Below are 18,110 nucleotides of genomic sequence, written 5' to 3'. Positions count from 1 at the left end.
TTATTTAAAGATTAAAGCTGTAATGGTAGCTAAAGTGGCAATTGCAGAAATTAAAACAACATTGTTTTGATTGTAATTGGAAGATCTAATTCTAGATTTATTAGGTTCTACATAAATTACATCATTCTGGGTTAAATAAAAATAAGGAGAGTTTAATACATTGATAGATGTTAAGTCAAACTTGTAATATCTGTTTTGACCATCTATTTCTCTTATTAAGAACACATTTTCTCTTTTACCGTAAATAGTTAAATCACCTGCTAAACCTAAAGCTTCGTTTAAAGAAATCTTTTCGTCTTGTACGTTATAGGTTCCAGGTCTGTTGACTTCGCCTAATACTGTAATGGTAAAATTGGCTAATCTGATATTTACTATTGGATCTTTTAAATATTCTTCTAATTTAATTTTTAGAAAGTTATTTGCTTCACTTCTCGTTAAGCCTCCTAATTTTAAAGTTCCTAATACAGGAAATTCTATATTACCCTGATTGTCGATTAAGTAGGTCTGCATTTTTAAGGTTCCCTGTGCTGCTAAAATAGAAGAAGCGTTATAGGAAACTGCAGGTAAATTAAACGGCCTAGCTGCTTCGGGATCCAAGGCCGAAACGTCAATAGTTAATAAATCGTCTGTTTTAAATTTTATTTCAAAATTATTTAATTCAGTTGTATCAGAAGCTGGTTCATCTTGAAAATACACTAAATGTTCTCTTGAGGCACTGCAAGAACTTAATATTAAGATTAATATTATTAAAGTAATGTTTTGGATAGGATTAGGTTGGCAATAAAATTTCATAAATGGTTTAGGATTTACTATCTAATATTTCAAATTTGGAATTGTTCGATTTATATTCAGGAACAATTTCTTTGATCTTAGATACAGTTTCTAATGCTTGACAATTAGGGTTATAATTATGAAGTTCAATGATTTTTTCAAGTATGGTTTTAGTGTCAATTTTCCTCGCTTTAGCAATCATTATTTTTTCATGATATGTAGGTCTGGTGTTTTCTCCATTAGCCAATAATTCTTCATATATTTTTTCTCCCGGCCGTAATCCTGTAATTTGTATATCAATATCTTCAGGGTATTTTAGACCAGATAAGGTTATCATGTTTACAGCTAAATCAAATATTTTAACTGATTTACCCATGTCAAAAACAAAAATTTCTCCACCGCTACCCATTGCTGCAGCCTCTAAGACTAAGGAGCAGGCTTCGGGAATCGTCATAAAATAGCGGGTAATATCTTTGTGGGTTACTGTTAGAGGACCGCCTTTTTCAATTTGCTTTTTAAATAAAGGAATTACAGAGCCGTTCGAGCCTAAAACATTTCCAAATCGTGTAATGATAAACTTAGTATTCCCTTTTTTATTCAGGCAGCTTATGTATAACTCAGCAATACGTTTTGTTGCTCCCATTACATTGGTTGGATTAACAGCTTTGTCTGTGGATACCATAACAAATTTATGACAACCGTATTTTATAGATAGATTTGAAATATTTATAGTTCCACTTATATTCACACTTACAGCCTCAAATGGACTTTGTTCCATTAAAGGGACATGTTTATAGGCCGCGGCATGAAACACAATGTTAGGACGGTATAACTCGAAAACTTGGTTTAATCTTATGGTGTTTCTAACATCAGCCAAAATTATTTCAAACTTTTTAATATTTTTTTGAATAAATTCTTGTTGTAAATTATAGAGTGGAGATTCTGCATTATCTAAGAGTATTATTTTTTTATAATTGAATCTGGTTAATTTTCTCGCAATCTCACTTCCAATAGACCCTGCTGCCCCTGTAATCAAAATAATTTTATTGTCGTATTCATCTATTAAAACTGGATTTTCAATAGAAATAGGTTCTCTCCCTAATAAATCTTCTATATTAACTTCTTTAATCTGACTAACGGTTAAATCACCATCTATCCATTGTTGAACAGGAGGTGTTATTTTAACTTTTATAGATTTAGAGAGAAAGTCTTTAGTTATATCTAATAATCGTTCAGGAGCAATATGTTGTATGGAAATAATAATCTCATCAATTTTATGTTTTTTTATAAAATCGACGGTTATTTTAGAGGGATGATAGACATCGAGTTGATTAATTTTCTTGCCAGTTTTTTTGATATTATCATCTATAAAACCAAAAATTTCTATATTACTTTTAGGGTCATTAGTAATGGCATCGTATGTAATATTACCCGAATTTCCAGCTCCATAAATAAGTATTACTTTGTCTCTTTTTTTATTTAAGGCATGTTCTGAGATTATACTATGGTAAACAGATCTTATAAAGAACTTGGCCCCAATAAGGAAGAAGATGTTTAACAGTAGGTGAATATATATAATAGAACCAGGAATATCAAAAAGACTATCGTACTTGTATTCTCTGCTAAGATGTGTAGTAATTATTAAAACCGTAGCTAAAAGGTTAATACCAACTATAATGTTTATAACATCTTTTACCCCTGTAAATCTTACAACACCTTTGTGAGAGCTAACGGCGATAAAGCTTATTGCAGCCGCAAGTAAAACAAAAGGGATTTGTTTTATAAATTTTAGAAAATCAAAGGATAATTCAAAATTGAATCTAATTAAATAAGCAAAAAAGAATGTAATAGCTACTAAACATAAATCGAATAATAAGACCAGCCATTTAGAAGCATAGCGTTTCGATAATTTTAATAGTATGTTATTAATTTTATCCAAAATATTGCTGTATTAAAGTAATAACTTTGTCTAAATCAGATTTATCTAAATTAGAACCACTAGGTAAACACAAACCTCTATTAAACAAATCATCTGACACACCATTAATATAGCTGGGAGCATTTTTAAAAACAGGTTGTTGGTGCATTGGTTTCCAAAGTGGCCGGGTTTCTATATTATTAGAATCTAATAATATTCTAATAGCCTCTTTATCAGCTTGGTTTTCTAGCAAAATACAAGTTAGCCATCGGTTTGAAAAATAGCCTTCCGGCTCGTTTAAAAATTCAATTTGTGGGATTGTATTTAGTTGTTCTTTGTAATATTTATAATTGTTTCGTCTTTTAGTAACGTGGTTGTCTAAAGTTAACATTTGTCCTCTCCCAATTCCTGCAATAATGTTAGACATTCTGTAATTATATCCAATTTGGCTATGTACATAAGCTACATCCTGATCTTTTGCTTGTGTTGATAGGAAAACAGCTTTTTCTTTTTGTGTAATAGTATTACAAATAAGGGCACCACCTCCAGAGGTAGTAATTATTTTATTACCGTTAAATGATAATATTGCTAAATCTCCAAATGTTCCACATTTTTCTTTATTTACAGCACTACCTAAAGCTTCGGCACTATCTTCAATTACTGGGATGTTATATTGTTTTCCAATATTTTTAATTTTCTCTGTTTGGTAAGGCATGCCATATAAATGCACAGCTATTATGGCTTTTGGTTTTTTACCTTTTTTAATTCGGTCCTGTATAGTTGTCTCTAGTAATTCCGGACATATATTCCAGGTTTTACGTTCACTATCTACAAAAACAGGAGAAGCACCTTGGTAAACAATTGGATTCGCAGAAGCAGAAAATGTTTTAGATTGACATATAACTTCATCTTCAGGTCCTACCTGTAACAAAATAAGGGCTAAATGTAAGGCGGCAGTGCCAGAACTTACAGCTGCAACTTCGACTTTTTTAATAAGGTAGTTTTTTAAATCATTTTCAAATCCGGAAACATTTGGACCCAAAGGGGCAATCCAATTCGTATTAAAAGCATCTTTAATAAACTCCATTTCGTGTCCTCCCATATGAGGAGATGATAACCATATTTTTGATTTCATAGGCAAAATTGTTACGTAATGAATTACCACAATTTTTATGTTTTCTTAAGATCTGGAACATAAAAAGGATATGATAGATTGAGCTTTTAATTAATTAGTTATATATAAATATCCGTAAAATGTTTAAACTTAGACAAATAAAACCGATGAATAGCAGATATTTACGTTTAGAATTTTAGAAGATTTTACTTAAAAAAAATAGGTTTAGTGAAGTCTTGAAAATTATTTTATGTAATAAATTATCAATAGAATTTAAATTTCAAAAATCAATGAAATAATTAGGAAAAGTTTAAAAAGGTGTTAATTTTGACATATTGAGTTTAAATCTAATTGATTTAGAACTTATATGTTATTCTTTATGCCCTATAAGTTTTTATTTAAACCCTTTCTAGATTTTGTTATAGCCATCTTGGTTATAATTTTTTTATCTCCAATTTTGCTAATACTTACAGTGATTTTGTTTTGGATAAATAAAGGTAAACCCTTTTTTATACAAGAACGTCCAGGTAAAAATGAGCAAGTTTTTAAAATTATCAAATTTAGATCGATGACTGAAGAAGTAGATAAAAAGGGCAAATTATTACCGGAAAGAGACAGGTTAACCAAAATAGGAAAATTTATTAGGGATTACTCTTTGGATGAAATTCCGCAACTAATTAACGTTTTAAGAGGGGAAATGAGTTTGATAGGACCAAGGCCGTTGTTAATCAGATATTTACCTTATTATTCTAATGAACAAAGAAAAAGACATGATGTAAAACCAGGAATAACAGGGTGGGCTCAGGTTAATGGTAGGAATACTTTAAGTTGGGAAGAAAAATTTACCCACGATATTTGGTATGTTGAAAATTATAGTTTTCTGTTAGATTGTAGGATTCTGTTGAGCACGGTACGCACCGTGTTTTCAAAGGAAGGTGTTTATAATGATACGCAAGGTTTTGTTGAAGATTTTGTTGGATCTTAATATGTGATTATAAGATTAACTTTTAGAACAGATAACATAAATATTAGATCCCTTTTTGTTAGTTAATTCGTATTCTGTAAAAATTGATTCTATTGAAAATCCATTTTTATGGAGTAGTTTTTCTATATCATTCTTCTTAATCCAAAGTATAGGATGTTGGTCTGATTTAAAAAAATCTAAATTTAATTTTCCTTTCAGTTTTACTTCTGGAAGATAGTATTTCTGAAAGGGATTACCTTTTAAAAATCTTGTGGAATTTAAAGCGAAGCTTAAAAAAGGGTTATACCATCTGGAATTCCAGTTTAAAAAACTAAAAAAGTAGAGACTATCTTTCTTTCCCAGTCTGTGGGCTTCTTTTAGCGCATCATTTAATTTCGATTGAGGGACCATACAAATAATTTGTTGCAGGTAGCATAAATAGTCAAAAGATTCATCTTTTAAGGTTTGTAAAGAAGAGGCATCCGCGACTTGAAAATTTATATTAGATTTTATTATTGAAGCTTTTTCTTTGGCAATATCTATCATTTTAGGAATAATATCGAAAGCTACAATGTTTTTAAAACCGAGTGCCTGTTCGAAATAGAAGGCTAGTATTCCTGAACCCGTTCCTGCATCTAAAATGGAATTATTTTTGTTTTTCAGATACTTTGAAAAAATATATTGCTCAGCCTTATTTATGTTTTTTCGATTTGACCAGTATTTTAAAGTATGACTTTCAAACGTCTTAGAAAAATTATTCATCGTAAAATAGTTATTTTGAAATTAAATAATTTCCTATTACAAGATAGTCCAAGCCTGTGGAAAAAAAGCATCTTAAAGCATCCTGAGGGGACTCTACCACAGGTTCTCCTTGAATATTGAAACTAGTATTTAATACTACTGGAGCTCCGGTGCGTTCTCCAAGTTTTTTTATCAAATCGTAATATAGAGGATGTAATTCGCGCCTAACAGTTTGTAATCTGGCACTACCATCTACATGTGTTACCGCAGGAATCATAGATTGCTTATCTTTTAATACATTACATACTTTTAGCATAAAAGGAGCTTCAACATCTAAGTCGAAGAAATCGTTTTTAGCTTCCACTATGGTGGAGGGGGCAAAAGGACGGTAAGCTTCTCTAAATTTTACTTCAGCATTTATTTTGTCTTTCATGTTAGGATAAGCTGGGTTTGCTAAAATACTACGGCTGCCAAGGGCACGTGGACCAATTTCCATTGGACCTTGAAACCATCCTATTATGTTGCCTTTTTCTAAAAGTTTAGCCGCCTCCTCGCAAATATCTTCAAAGGTTTCGTAATTTAGTTTAGCTCCTTTTAAGACCATTTCTATTTCGGAATTTGAATAAGTTGTGCCAATGTATGGATTTAAATGAATGTAAGATCTGGGGTAATTTAAAATAGAATTGTACAAATAAAAGGCTGCGCCGATAGCGGTTCCGTTGTCTCCAGCCGCAGGCATAACATAAATGTCTTTAAAAGGACTTTCCTTAACAATCCTTCCGTTCATTACACTATTAAGAGATACTCCTCCGGATATAACAAGATAATCGGTTTGTGTCTTTGAGTGTATTATATTACATATTTCTAATACTTTATTTTCTAAAACACGTTGAAATGCAGCAGCTATATCCAAATGGTGTTTTTCAAACGGGGCATTTTTTTGCCTTGGAGAGCCAAAAATTTTATAAAATTTTTCAGAGCATCTTTTCCAGCTCATGTTCTGGTAATTAAAATAAGATAAGTCTATGGAAATTTCTCCTTCTTTACTAATGGATATAATTTTATCTACCTCATTAAAAAACACAGAAGAATCTCCCATTGGAGCCAAACCCATGGTTTTTCCTTCGTCATAACTAGTTCTAAATCCACAAAATTGCGTAACAGCTTCATAAAATGATCCTAAAGAATGCGGGAAAAAACTTTGCCCTAAGCAAGTAATGTTATTTCCTTTTCCGTACCCTAACCAGGAAGTAGCCCATTCTCCAGATCCGTCAATGCTTAATAAGGCAGCCTCTTCGTACGGGGAAACAAAAAAGCTTCCAGGAGCATGGCAATAATGGTGTGGAATAAAATGAACTTTCGGGCCTTGTTTTTTAGAGGGCCAATGATAGCTATGCCAGTTCCAGAAACTTTTCTGTTTGTTGTATCCATGTACCAGCTCGTGATTGATAAAGGGTTTGATTGTTTTTAAATGAGTAAGTCCATGAATGATTTTTTTTCCTAAATTATGATTAGGCTTTATAGATACAGCTATATGGTCTATGTCGTTATATTCTAGATTAGCAATTTTTAGACATCGCTCTATGGCTAGTGAAGGAAAAACTCTGGTATGCTTGTCTCTGTTTAACCGTTCTTCTTCAATAGCAACGATTAATTCTCCGTTTTTTATTATACAAGCAGTGGAATCGTGAAAATAATAGTTGAGGCCCAGTATCACCATAATTTAAAATGAAAGGTGGTTAATGCAAAATAGTTTAGTTATTAATATATAGACCTCTAGTTTAGCTTTTTTATCTTTTTCGTTAAACTATTTAAACTTAAAAGATTTAAATTTAGTCTTGTGTTTTCGACTGTTAATTTCATAGAAATAGAAAAGTAGACCGATGTCAAACTATTAAGTTTTTGATTGTTTATGTGTGAAAATTAGAAAATAAGGCTTCTTATAAGGCTATTGATTTTTATAGTAAACATCATGAATTCAAATATGGTTTTCAAATATTTTCTTTAAAGGGTTGTTAATTTCCTTTGAAAGGTTTGTAGTACGCATTAAATTTAAATTTCAGATATTAGGTACGAGATATTTGATTATTAAAAGTTTGGTTATAAGTTGTTTGTCGTACCTTTGAATTCTTTAAGTTCTACCTGTTCTAAATCGTAAATATCCTCTCTTTTAAGAACTTTTTTTATGGTTAGAAAAATAATTTTTAAATCCAGTTTTAGAGATAGATTATCAACATACCAAACATCGTGATTAAAGCGGTCTTCCCAATTTAAAGTATTCCTGCCATTAACCTGAGCCCACCCAGTAATTCCGGGTCTAATATCGTGTCTGTGTTTTTGTATTGTATTGTAGTATTGAAGATAGTTGACTAATAATGGCCTGGGGCCAATTATACTCATATCCCCGATAATAATATTTATAAGTTGTGGAATTTCATCAAGAGAAGTTTTTCTTATGAATTTTCCAATTTTAGTAATCCGTTTTGATTCAGGTAAAAGATTACCGTTTTTGTCTTTCGCATCAGTCATTGATTTAAATTTAATAATCTTAAATATTTTTTCATTCTTACCTGGTCGTTTTTGTGTAAAAAATGGTTTTCCTTGGTTGGTAATTAATAGAATTAATGTTAGTATAATAAAAACAGGTAATAGGGTAATGAATCCACTTACAGCAATTATAAAGTCAATAAATCGTTTAAAAAAAGATTTATACAAGGTCATTCGCTTTTGTTTATTAGTGTACCAGTTATTAAGTCTATGTTTGAGGTTTATAAAAGGGGAAATATATTTTAGGAATTGTAATTAAATGTTCTAATTCCTCGTAATTAAGGTTGTGCTCACTTAATAGTAAATTATAAATTTTACGATTTATAACCTTCCGGCCCGTATAATAAATTTCTTCTTTATCCTTAGGGAAAAATGATTTTTTGTAATGATAAAGTCCATCTAGGTCTTTTCGTCCTCCTCCTAGACAATAGAAGTCAAAATTATTGTCAATAGCCCATTTGATAATTTCATTTTTTAAATAATCGTTTGGTCTGCAATCAAAAAAGGTTTCCATAGTACCACCCAAATAAGAATAGAGTTTTTTGTTTACAGTTAAAATAAGTTCTGTAGAAACAGGTAGGGACTGTTTATATACGATGGCTAAAATAACATTAGATTTATTGTTGTTTATGAGGTTGACAAAATAATCTATATCATGAAAAAAAGAATCTGTTGCTTCCTTTCTAATCATAGTGTTTATATAAATATTGTAAAATTCCCGAATATGTTTTAAAGAAATTTCCTTATAATATATTTTGATGCTTAATTTAGAAGAGAGTGCTTTTCGGTAATTGTTTCTAACTTTTTGCTTAAAATTAGACCAGATCTCATTGTAGGAGGTAAGCTCTCCCGTAATATTTTTTAAAGATGGAATAAGAAGTCCACTATAATTTAAATAATTGTTATTTAAGCTAAACCTGATAAATTCTGTTATAACATTATTTTTTAAATACCATTGGTCTACGTAATTCCAAAATAGGGTTATTTCATTCTCTGAAATGACATCCTGATACAGAGGGCCACTATAACCATAGGGAGATATGGCATCGTAATATTGTATGTCATTGAATTTATTGGGTGAGGGATTTAAATAAATAGGAAGTAATGCTAAAGGTTTATTATGTTTTTTAAAAACAAAATAACTTAAGTTTCCGGATTTATTATGATCTAAATATTCAAGGGAGTAAAATGGGGTTTTAGATGAAAATTCATCTAAAATTAATTGGTAAGTATTTATGTCTATGGAATTGGATATTAACAGATGTTCTAGTTTGTATAGGCACATATTAATACTTCAGTTTATTGGGACAATTGTTAGTAATATTATTGGTATATATAAGCTAAAGGTAAATAATTGTAATGTAATCAGAGGTTTAATTATAATGTTTATTTTTTTTAAAATAAAATTTATTAGCAATAATGTTATTGTCTCCTAGACTGTTTTTGTGAATTTTTATTTTAATTGAATTTAGTTGAACTTTTAGTTTAAAACCTTTATAATCAGTTTGAGAGGGAGTGATATTTTAGTATATTTATTCGGTTGAAAGTATTTAGTTTTTCTTAAAATGTTGTGATTTTTTATTGAGAAAAAAATAGACTTAAATAATGTAATGTAATGTAATGTATGATTTTAAAAATTTATAACAGCAACATATATGTATGATAAAATTTTTAAACGGATAATTGATGTTGTTGTTGCAGTTTTTGCTCTTATAATCTTAATCCCAGTTTTTTTAATTTTAGTTGTTGTATTGAGTGTAACTTTTAAAGGAAATCCTTTTTTTAGACAAAAACGACCAGGTAAGGATGAAAAGATATTTAATCTTATAAAATTCAAGTCAATGACTGATGAAGTAGATGAAAACGGGGAGCTATTACCTTATCATTTACGTATTAATAAAATAGGTGCTTTTATTAGAGCCGTTTCTTTAGACGAAATACCGCAACTTTTTAATGTGTTAAAGGGAGATATGAGTTTAATTGGGCCAAGACCGTTACTTGTAAAATACCTAGTCTACTATAATGATTATCAAAAGCAACGGCATAGTAAACGCCCGGGCATAACGGGATGGGCACAGGTTAACGGCAGAAATTCACTGTCTTGGGAAGAAAAGTTTAATTTAGATGTTTGGTATGTAAATAATGTGACTTTTCGAACAGATTTAAAAATCATTTTACTAACAATCAAGAAAGTGGTTATGAGGGAAAATGTAAATCAATCGGAAGGATTAAATATGGCACCATTTAAAGGGAATAAGGTATAAGTATAATGAAAAAGGCAGTTATTATAGGAGCAGGTACTCATGGAGAAATTTATACCGCTTATTTGAAAGAAGCAGGTATAGAAATTCATGGTTTTATAGATGATAAAGATGAAATTCAGGGTACAGAAATTAGGGGGGTGAAAGTGATTGGCAAGTATGGAGATTTGTTTTCCAAAAAGTTTAAAGACAACTATACCGATATTTATTGTCCAATAGGAAATAATGTAATTAGACAGGAATATTTGTCTTCATTAAAGTTAGAAGGTTATAATACACCTAATTATATACATCCATCAGTAATAATTAGCCCTAATGTTATTCTAGGTGAAGCTATTTATATGTTACCAGGAAACTCAGTAATGCCATATGTGACGATAGGAGATTATTTTATGGTTAATATGGGAACAACAATAGGACATCATACTAAAATTGGTAAAAGTGTTTTTATGTCTTCCGGTGTTCATGTAGGTGCGAGCTTAAGTATTGGGGAAAGGGCTTTTTTAGGTCTAGGTTCAACCATAATGACTGGTATATCTAAACTAGGTATAGAGTGTTTAATAGGAGCGGGTTCAGTTGTAATTAGAGAAGTTCCGGATTATGCCGTGGTATGTGGAAATCCTGCTAAAGTGTTACGCTATAAGGACCCTGCTATTCCCCTGATAATTAATTAAGCTTGGCTTATGAATCTAGTTGTTTACTTCTATAATTTTATATGCTTTATATTCAAAGAATATTCCAAGTTATTTTAATAAGTTTACTTTGTGAGTTTTATCTTCGAATTTCCTCCTTTTAACTAATATAATTTATCATTAAAAACTGTTTTTTTATATTCAGACTTATTTTTTTTGTTTAATGAATTGAAAATCAGTTTTGTATGCAAGGTGTAAAGGAAGTGTCAGATATAGTATTTGTAGGATCAGGAATTGCATCTGGTTTTACTCTTTTACATATAATTAAAACCTTGTCTTCTGATTGTAATTCACCTAATTTGAAAATTACCTTAATAGATAAATACGGCGATTTTTTTAAAGGTATACCATACGGTAAACGATCAGGAGATACTGTATTACTTATTAATTCATTAAAAAGCTTTTTACCTGAAGACGAGCGTAAATCTTTTATTCTCTGGATTAAGGATAATAAGGAATCGTTAATTTCAAATTTTTTAGATAAAGGGGGAAGAGAAGCAAAAAGATGGTTTGAAGCAAATAAAAATGAAATAAATCAAAATAAATGGGATGATTTGTTCGTTCCCAGAACATTTTTTGGAAATTATATCTCAGAAATCTTAAATAAAGCAATAGAAAAGGCAATTAGTGGTAATATTATAAATCTAAACTTTATTACTTCAGAAGTCATTGATTACGAGAATTCAGAAGATATTTCTCATTTGATCTTAGATTCAGGAGAGATTATTCAAGCAAGAAGTACAGTTTTATGTGTTGGTTCGCTGCCTTATAAAAAAATCTGTGAAATAGAGTTTGGTTCCGAAAGCTCGGATATGTTACTAATAAATGATTTGTATAGTCCCGGTGTAGATGAGAATATTAATAAGATAGAAGATTTTATTAAAAAAAGGAGAAAGGACAAAGAAACAAATGTTTTAGTAATAGGAGCCAATGCCAGTGGTCTCGAGGCGGTGTATAAGTTGAATAGTAGTGTTTTATCTAGGCAATCAATAAATAATTATGTTATGCTTTCTACTAACGGGGTATTACCAGAATCAAATATTAATTCAAATATCAAAAATGAATACAATCCTTCAAATTTATTAGCGCTTCAGAAAAAAAAACAAATAGAAGCAATAGATATTAGAGAAGCAGCTATTAAAGATATAAAGAAAGCCCAAACTATGGGGCTTGGAGTAGCAAGCACTGTTGGAGTTATATCAGATTCTTTTAAATTCTTACTGGATAAATTAGATGAGATAGAACTTGAAAATTTTGCATGTAAATACGGTAATGAAATTGGTAAACATCAACGTTGTGCAGGAGGACATTATACTAGTGTTGTGGATGAATTAAAACAATCCAATAAGTTTACACATTTAACTGGTCGGTTTTCTGAAATTAGGAAAACAGAAAAAGGACGAATTAAACTTGTATATGAAGATTCTTTAAAAAAGGAGCATTTGTATCCTATAGAATTTGATATACTTATTAATTGTATGGGAAGCATTAATTTTGAAGATTCAACATTACCACCTTTATTAAAGAATCTTAAAGACAAAAATTACATACAAATAAACTTGTCTAAAATAGGAATAAAGACGAATAATTTTGAAGCTTCAAGGAATCTATATGTTATGGGACCTCTTTTAGCTGGAAATGTAATTGATGGTAAAGCCCTTTGGCATTTAGAGCATTGTGGACGTATAATTTGGACCTCAAACTTGTTAAGTCGCGTTTTAGTACAAAATCAAAAGGGTGTTAGTAATCGTGTAGAATAGATTTCTGCTTCATAAAAAAGTTAACTTATGCTATAATTTAATTAAGAGTGTCATTGATTAGGTGTATTAATTCATTATTAATAATGTTTACATCAAATTTATCTTCGGCATATTTTCTACTATTAATCCCCATATTCTTAATTTTTTCCTTGTTAAGAATAAAGTATTCTAAAGCCTCCTTGAGTTCATTATAATTTTGAGGAGAAATTAAAATACCGTTTTTATCGGTTATAACGGTTTCTTTGCACCCTGGAGTATTGGTAGTTATAATAGGTAAGCCTACAGAGAGTGCTTCTAAAATAGATCTAGGTATTCCTTCTCGATAATAAGTGGGTAATACAAAAACATCTGTATTGTGCAAATGTTCTGCGACATTGCTTTGTTTACCGTGATATATTATAATGTTTTTGTCATGTAATTCATTAAGTTTAGAAATACTAATTGCTGTTGGAGAGGTTTCCGGGATACCAATTACGTGAAATTCGGTTTTAGGATATTTGTTTTTTAAAGCTTCAGCTGCCGCTAAATAAAGATCTATTCCTTTTTCCTTAATTAACCGGGCTACAAATAAAAACCGAACAGAATCTATCACGTTGTTATTTATTCGATATTTATATTTATTTAAATTGACACCAGAACCACTTACAAAGGCTACCTTATTTTTAGAAGTTAAAATATTGCGGTCTAAGAATAATTGATAATCATCTTTGTTTTGAAACACAATTACTTTATTTTTTCTGATAGAAATTTTATATAAAATTTCATTAAGGCGTTGTAATATTTTAGCTTTTTGGGTCAATCCTGAGAAAGTAAAACCTAAGCCGGTTATAAGAGAAATTACTGGGATGTTAAGACTGTTAGCCGCTAAAGACCCATAAATAACTGGCTTTACAGTATATGGAAATACGAGGTCAATTTGTCTCTCTTTTAATATTTGTTGTAATTCCTTTATTGCTTTTATATCCTTTAATGGATTTATGCCTGTTCGTTGTAAATTGAATTCCAGAGGAGTGGCTCCCATTTTTTTTAATCGATCTTTAATTTCATCCGTATTACAGGGTGATGCAGTAAAAACAGAGTATCCTTTTTTTATTAAACTGAAAATAAAATCTCCTCTAAAGTGAGTTAGTGATCCGGGATGCGAAGCAATAATAAGTATGCGTTTTGATTTCATTTAGTCCTTTAATCTTTAAGATAATTAAATGTGTACCATTTTTGAAAACAGTAGAAAGACCAGACTCTGAAGGTGCTGTCTTTTTTTCCGTCCAAATGGTTTCGTACTAATGTTGTAATGGCTTCTATGTTGAATATATTTTGGCTTTTCAGTAGCTCAGGTTCAATATAATGTTCCAGTTCTTTGCGCAAGCTCTGTCTTAACCAGTCGCCAGTAGGAGATCCAAACCCGCTTTTGCTTTTTTCTAAGAAATTTTCTGGGAACTGATCTTTAAAACTTTCTTTTAAAATGTATTTTTTGTTCCAGCCATGCATTAAATAATTTTCTGGTAAAGAATTTGTAAAATCCCAAATGTCTTTATTTAAAAAGGGAGCTCTACATTCCAGAGAGTTCATCATACTTGTTCGATCTACTTTAGGGAGCATACCTCCTTCTAAACTTAAAATTTTATCTACTTGTCTAAAATCTGTTAAAGATTCTGCTTTTTCCATATTTAAAGTGTTTTTATACTCTTCAAATATGTCCTCAATTAAAAACTCAGGTTTTAATAATTCTGTTAATTCAATCTTGGTATTCGCTAAGGAAATAATGTCCCAATAAAAGTTACCATTATAATTTATAGCATTAAGTAATTTTTTGATTTTAAATTTTTTACCTCTACTATCATCTTTATTAATTAATAGCTTTTTACTCCAGAAATGAACAGAGCTATGTATTGTTTTTGGTATTATTCTGGTATATTTTTCATTCATTTTACCTATGTAATACTTGTTGTATCCACCAAAAACTTCATCGCCACCGTCTCCAGTGAGCGCCACAGTTACATGTTGCCTTGTTTTTTGGGATAGTAGATAGGTTGGAAGTGATGCTGTATCTGAAAACGGTTCATCGAAATTAATTAATATATCGTGAATGTTATCTTTTAAATCGTCTTCATCTATTATGAATTCGTGATGGTTACTATTAATAAGTTTGGCAATTACTCTGGATTTATCTGTTTCGTCGTAAGTCGCTTTTTTAAATCCAATTGAAAAAGTCTCAATTTTCTTATCTGATTCCTGTGATAAACATAGTGAAATTATGGAAGAGTCAACACCTCCTGATAAAAATGTACCCAAGGCCACATCAGAAATAGATCTGGAGGTAACACTGTTATAAACCAACTCTTTTGTTTTCGCTTTTGCTGCAGCAAAAGAAATGTCTTGTTTTTTTGCTTTAGCTGACTCGTTAATTTTATGGATTTCTAAGCTATTTGTAATTAAATTGTAGGAGATATAATGATTAGCTTCCAGTTTATAGATATTTTCATAGATAGTATGTGGTGCAGGGATATAGGTAAGACGAAAGTAGAGATTTAATCCTGATTTTGAAATACTAGGGGAGTAGTCCAATGTGTTAATAATTGACTTTAATTCTGATGCCCAAATGAATTGAGTTTCGGTTTGTGTATAATATAAAGGCTTTTCCCCAAAATAATCTCTGGCTATAAATACTTTATTTTGAATTTTATCGTAAATACTAAACGCAAACATACCATCCAGCCATTGAAAGGATTCTACTCCATATTTTTCGTATAGTTTTAAAATAACCTCCGTATCACTAGTGGTCTTAAATTTAATTCCTTCAGATTCCAGTTTAGATTTTAGGACTCTATAATTATAAATTTCTCCATTAAAAATGATTACAATTTGTTTATCATCTGTATATATAGGCTGTTTTCCAGATGTTAAATCGATAATAGATAGACGACGCATAGCCATTCCTATAGAGCAGGAATTGTTACTCTCTATAAAAAAACCATCTTCATCTGGGCCTCTGTGAATAATTAAATTATTCATTTTAGAAAGAATGGCTTTTATATCTCTTTCTTTTGTGTCGTCCTTTATAATAATTCCATTAATTCCACACATAAGCTTTAATTGTTTATAAATTGATAGAATTTAGAATAAATACTTTTAAGTTCATATTCTTTAGCTCTTTGTAAGCTTAATTTACTATAGTTTACTCTTTCGGAAGGATTGTGCTTTAAAAAGTCTAATGCTTTTTTTAATCCTATATGATCGTTGTTATTAATAAGTAACCCATATTTAGCTTTGTAAAAAGTCCCTTTTTCGATATTCAGAATTTCATTGGCGTTTAGTAGTTCTAAAGGTCCCGACAAACAATTTGTGGAAATACAGGGTAAACCAACAGCCATAGCTTCTAAGAGGGCATTTGGGAAGCCTTCGGTAAATGAAGATAAAACAAAGCAATGGTTTGAAATAAAGCTTTGGTTTACGTTTTTAACTCTACCAACTAGATTTACTCTATTTTTTAATTTATAGTCTTTTATGGATTTTTTTAAAAAACCTTTAAGAGGTCCATCTCCTAGTACAGTGAGGTTATAATTGTTTTCGGAATTCTGTAAAGCACGAAAAATCATGATTTGGTTTTTTCTTTTGTTTAATGTACCTGCGGTAATTATTTTAAGAACATCGAAATTCTTAATAAGGCTTTCAGGTGTTATGGTGCTTTCAGGTAGTTCAATAGGATTATAAATAACATCCATCGGAATTGTAACTTTAAAGTTGTTCTTTAAATCCTGATTGATATAAACTGAATTAGAAAATAATTTATCGCATTTATTGTAATAAATAGGATAGAAGATCTTTGAAATATAAAGAGATAATTTGCTGGAAGTATTATCTGAAGGAAATCCTCGTTCACTAATAATTGTTTTTACTTTTTTATTTCGACTACGAACAATTCCATTTACAAAATTTGGAAAGGCGAGGAAGGATACTGAAATGGTAATATTATTAGTTTTTAAAAATGAGTTATAAGCTTTGGTAAAGCGTATTAAGTCTGCTAATTTTAAATAAAAAGGCCGCTCAGGAGTTGTATTCGATAAGTAATGAACCTTAACGCCTTTTGGAATTGGAAAGTGAATCAAATTGTAAAATAATACAAGAGTAACATTATAGTCTTTAGTCAATTCTTTTAGTAATAGACTAATGACTTTTTCTGCGCCACCACTTCCAAGGGTAATGCTTAAAATACTTATATTAGGTTTGTTAGTACTCAATTTTATTAATATTATAAACTTCTAAGAATAAATCTTCGTATTGTTTAAGTATATGTTCTTTATTGAATTTTTTATAGACAGATTCTCTAATCTTTTTAGACTCCCATTTAATTTCTTTAATGGCCTTTATTATATTCTGTAAATATTCATCATCATTAGTTGCAATTAGGCCATTTATTCCTTCTTCTATAATTTCATCCAATCCGCCTGGGGCTTTATAAGCTAAAACAGGAGTACCTACAGCACAGCTTTCAATGAGACAATTTGGGAACCCTTCTACATATGACCCTTGCAAAAAGAAATCGCTATTTGCAAGGAACTTATTAACTTCTTTTGTAAATGGAATATGTGTTATTTTATCATCTAAATCAAAGGTTTTAATCATTTTATAAATTTCGTCCTCTTCCGGTCCTTTGCCAATAATAGTATAATGGTAATTCAGGTTTAATTTAGCTAGTGTTTTTATTATACGCTTGTGCCCTTTTTGCTTTTTTAATTGAGCAACTGTAATAAATTGAACCGGTGCATTTAATTTGATTTTTTCAGGTTTTAAATTAAAATTGTCAGTTATAGGGTTATTAATTATTCTTAATTTATTGCTCGGAAAATTAAATGTGGACTTCATGTCAAGATACATGTCTTGAGATTGGCATAAAATTAAATCTAAAAACTTGTAACTATAAGTTATAGGAATAAGTTTTCCCATTCTGGCTTTTGTTGGTTTATAATTTTTAACGACACTCATGACGTTCGCTTCACGACCAATAAATTTTGTTTTAGGAAATAGAAGGGAAAGCAATGCTATAGCGGTGTTTACATGAGCAATAGAGCCGATAACAATATCTGGTTTTGTTTTTAAAAGGGAAAAGAAAAAATTTGGGATAGCATGTAATACCCTTTTTTTGTTAAAATATTTTATGTCGATAGAGTTGATTGTATAGGCTGTTAATTTATCTGAGCCGGCTAGCCAAAGCGATGTTTCAAATTTTTCTTTGGAAATATTATTGGCAATAAAAGACATAACTCTTTCTGCACCACCAGACTTTAAATCGGGAAGAATAAAAATTAATTTTATTTTCTTTAAAGTTGCCATTTACTTTCGGT

The 18,110-nt window shown here is 30.3% G+C and carries 15 protein-coding genes; 4 read left to right on the top strand and 11 right to left on the bottom strand.

The annotated features are described in order from the left end of the window. Genes I3217_RS13655 through I3217_RS13645 form a run of 3 tightly spaced genes read right to left on the bottom strand, consistent with a single transcriptional unit; the run spans window position 1 to window position 3,824 of the window. Window positions 1-792 carry a polysaccharide biosynthesis/export family protein gene (locus I3217_RS13655; protein WP_435050330.1) on the bottom strand — a complete coding sequence of 264 codons (792 nt, stop codon included), beginning with the start codon at window positions 790-792 and terminating at the stop codon, window positions 1-3. Window positions 793-799: 7 nt separating this feature from the next. Further along, window positions 800-2,710, bottom strand: a complete 1,911-nt coding sequence (locus I3217_RS13650) for a polysaccharide biosynthesis protein (protein WP_435050329.1) — start codon at window positions 2,708-2,710, stop codon at window positions 800-802. Next, the gene (locus tag I3217_RS13645; RefSeq protein ID WP_435050328.1) at window positions 2,703-3,824 is read right to left on the bottom strand and encodes a DegT/DnrJ/EryC1/StrS family aminotransferase; all 1,122 of its coding nucleotides are present in this window, start codon (window positions 3,822-3,824) and stop codon (window positions 2,703-2,705) included. Before I3217_RS13645 ends, I3217_RS13650 begins: the two co-directional genes overlap by 8 nt. 358 nt (window positions 3,825-4,182) lie before the next feature. On the opposite strand from I3217_RS13645, the gene I3217_RS13640 reads away from it, so the two are divergent. Continuing rightward, complete coding sequence (locus I3217_RS13640) at window positions 4,183-4,788, top strand: sugar transferase (RefSeq protein ID WP_435050327.1); 606 nt, start codon at window positions 4,183-4,185, stop codon at window positions 4,786-4,788. A gap of 15 nt (window positions 4,789-4,803) precedes the next feature. Here I3217_RS13640 and I3217_RS13635 read toward each other — a convergent pair whose 3' ends face one another. The 4 genes from I3217_RS13635 to I3217_RS13620 all read right to left on the bottom strand — a co-directional run bounded on the left by I3217_RS13635 (window position 4,804) and on the right by I3217_RS13620 (window position 9,340). Further along, a complete protein-coding gene (locus I3217_RS13635; protein ID WP_435050326.1) occupies window positions 4,804-5,529 on the bottom strand; it encodes a class I SAM-dependent methyltransferase in 726 nt (241 codons plus the stop codon). A gap of 10 nt (window positions 5,530-5,539) precedes the next feature. Further along, the gene (locus tag I3217_RS13630) at window positions 5,540-7,228 is read right to left on the bottom strand and encodes a carbamoyltransferase family protein (protein WP_435050325.1); all 1,689 of its coding nucleotides are present in this window, start codon (window positions 7,226-7,228) and stop codon (window positions 5,540-5,542) included. 380 nt (window positions 7,229-7,608) lie between these two features. After that, entirely contained in the window at window positions 7,609-8,223 is a 615-nt protein-coding gene (locus I3217_RS13625) for a sugar transferase (RefSeq protein WP_435050579.1), read from the bottom strand. Between the two features lie 40 nt (window positions 8,224-8,263). Continuing rightward, on the bottom strand, window positions 8,264-9,340 hold the full coding sequence (locus tag I3217_RS13620) for a GNAT family N-acetyltransferase (RefSeq protein ID WP_435050324.1): 1,077 nt from the start codon (window positions 9,338-9,340) through the stop codon (window positions 8,264-8,266). Between the two features lie 370 nt (window positions 9,341-9,710). Between I3217_RS13620 and I3217_RS13615 the strand changes: the two genes are divergently transcribed. The 3 genes from I3217_RS13615 (at window position 9,711) to I3217_RS13605 (ending at window position 12,768) form a co-directional block, all read left to right on the top strand. Continuing rightward, window positions 9,711-10,319 carry a sugar transferase gene (locus I3217_RS13615; RefSeq protein ID WP_435050323.1) on the top strand — a complete coding sequence of 203 codons (609 nt, stop codon included), beginning with the start codon at window positions 9,711-9,713 and terminating at the stop codon, window positions 10,317-10,319. A 5-nt stretch (window positions 10,320-10,324) separates the two neighbouring features. Continuing rightward, on the top strand, window positions 10,325-10,990 hold the full coding sequence (locus I3217_RS13610; RefSeq protein ID WP_435050322.1) for a NeuD/PglB/VioB family sugar acetyltransferase: 666 nt from the start codon (window positions 10,325-10,327) through the stop codon (window positions 10,988-10,990). A 203-nt stretch (window positions 10,991-11,193) separates the two neighbouring features. Beyond that, window positions 11,194-12,768 (top strand): FAD/NAD(P)-binding protein, encoded by a 1,575-nt coding sequence (locus I3217_RS13605; protein ID WP_435050321.1) that lies wholly within the window; start codon window positions 11,194-11,196, stop codon window positions 12,766-12,768. A gap of 37 nt (window positions 12,769-12,805) precedes the next feature. Here the strand turns inward: I3217_RS13605 and I3217_RS13600 are convergent, their stop codons facing one another. From I3217_RS13600 to I3217_RS13585, 4 genes are read right to left on the bottom strand one after another with little or no spacing between them, the layout of a single operon-like run. After that, entirely contained in the window at window positions 12,806-13,942 is a 1,137-nt protein-coding gene (locus I3217_RS13600) for a glycosyltransferase family 4 protein (RefSeq protein ID WP_435050320.1), read from the bottom strand. An 8-nt stretch (window positions 13,943-13,950) separates the two neighbouring features. Next, a complete protein-coding gene (gene asnB / locus I3217_RS13595) occupies window positions 13,951-15,852 on the bottom strand; it encodes an asparagine synthase (glutamine-hydrolyzing) (protein WP_435050319.1) in 1,902 nt (633 codons plus the stop codon). Between the two features lie 5 nt (window positions 15,853-15,857). Beyond that, window positions 15,858-17,006, bottom strand: coding sequence for a glycosyltransferase (locus I3217_RS13590; protein ID WP_435050318.1), 1,149 nt, complete (start codon window positions 17,004-17,006; stop codon window positions 15,858-15,860). Then, window positions 16,996-18,099: a glycosyltransferase gene (locus I3217_RS13585; protein ID WP_435050317.1), complete on the bottom strand. Its 1,104-nt coding sequence runs from the start codon at window positions 18,097-18,099 to the stop codon at window positions 16,996-16,998. The genes I3217_RS13590 and I3217_RS13585 overlap by 11 nt, the downstream gene beginning before the upstream one ends. Window positions 18,100-18,110: the final 11 nt, after the last annotated feature.

This window comes from Formosa sp. S-31 (assembly GCF_051172795.1).
In the GTDB taxonomy this organism is placed as follows: Bacteria; Bacteroidota; Bacteroidia; order Flavobacteriales; family Flavobacteriaceae; genus Formosa.
The sequence above is the reverse complement of the archived record's forward strand: the minus strand, read 5'-3'. Positions and strand labels throughout refer to the sequence as shown.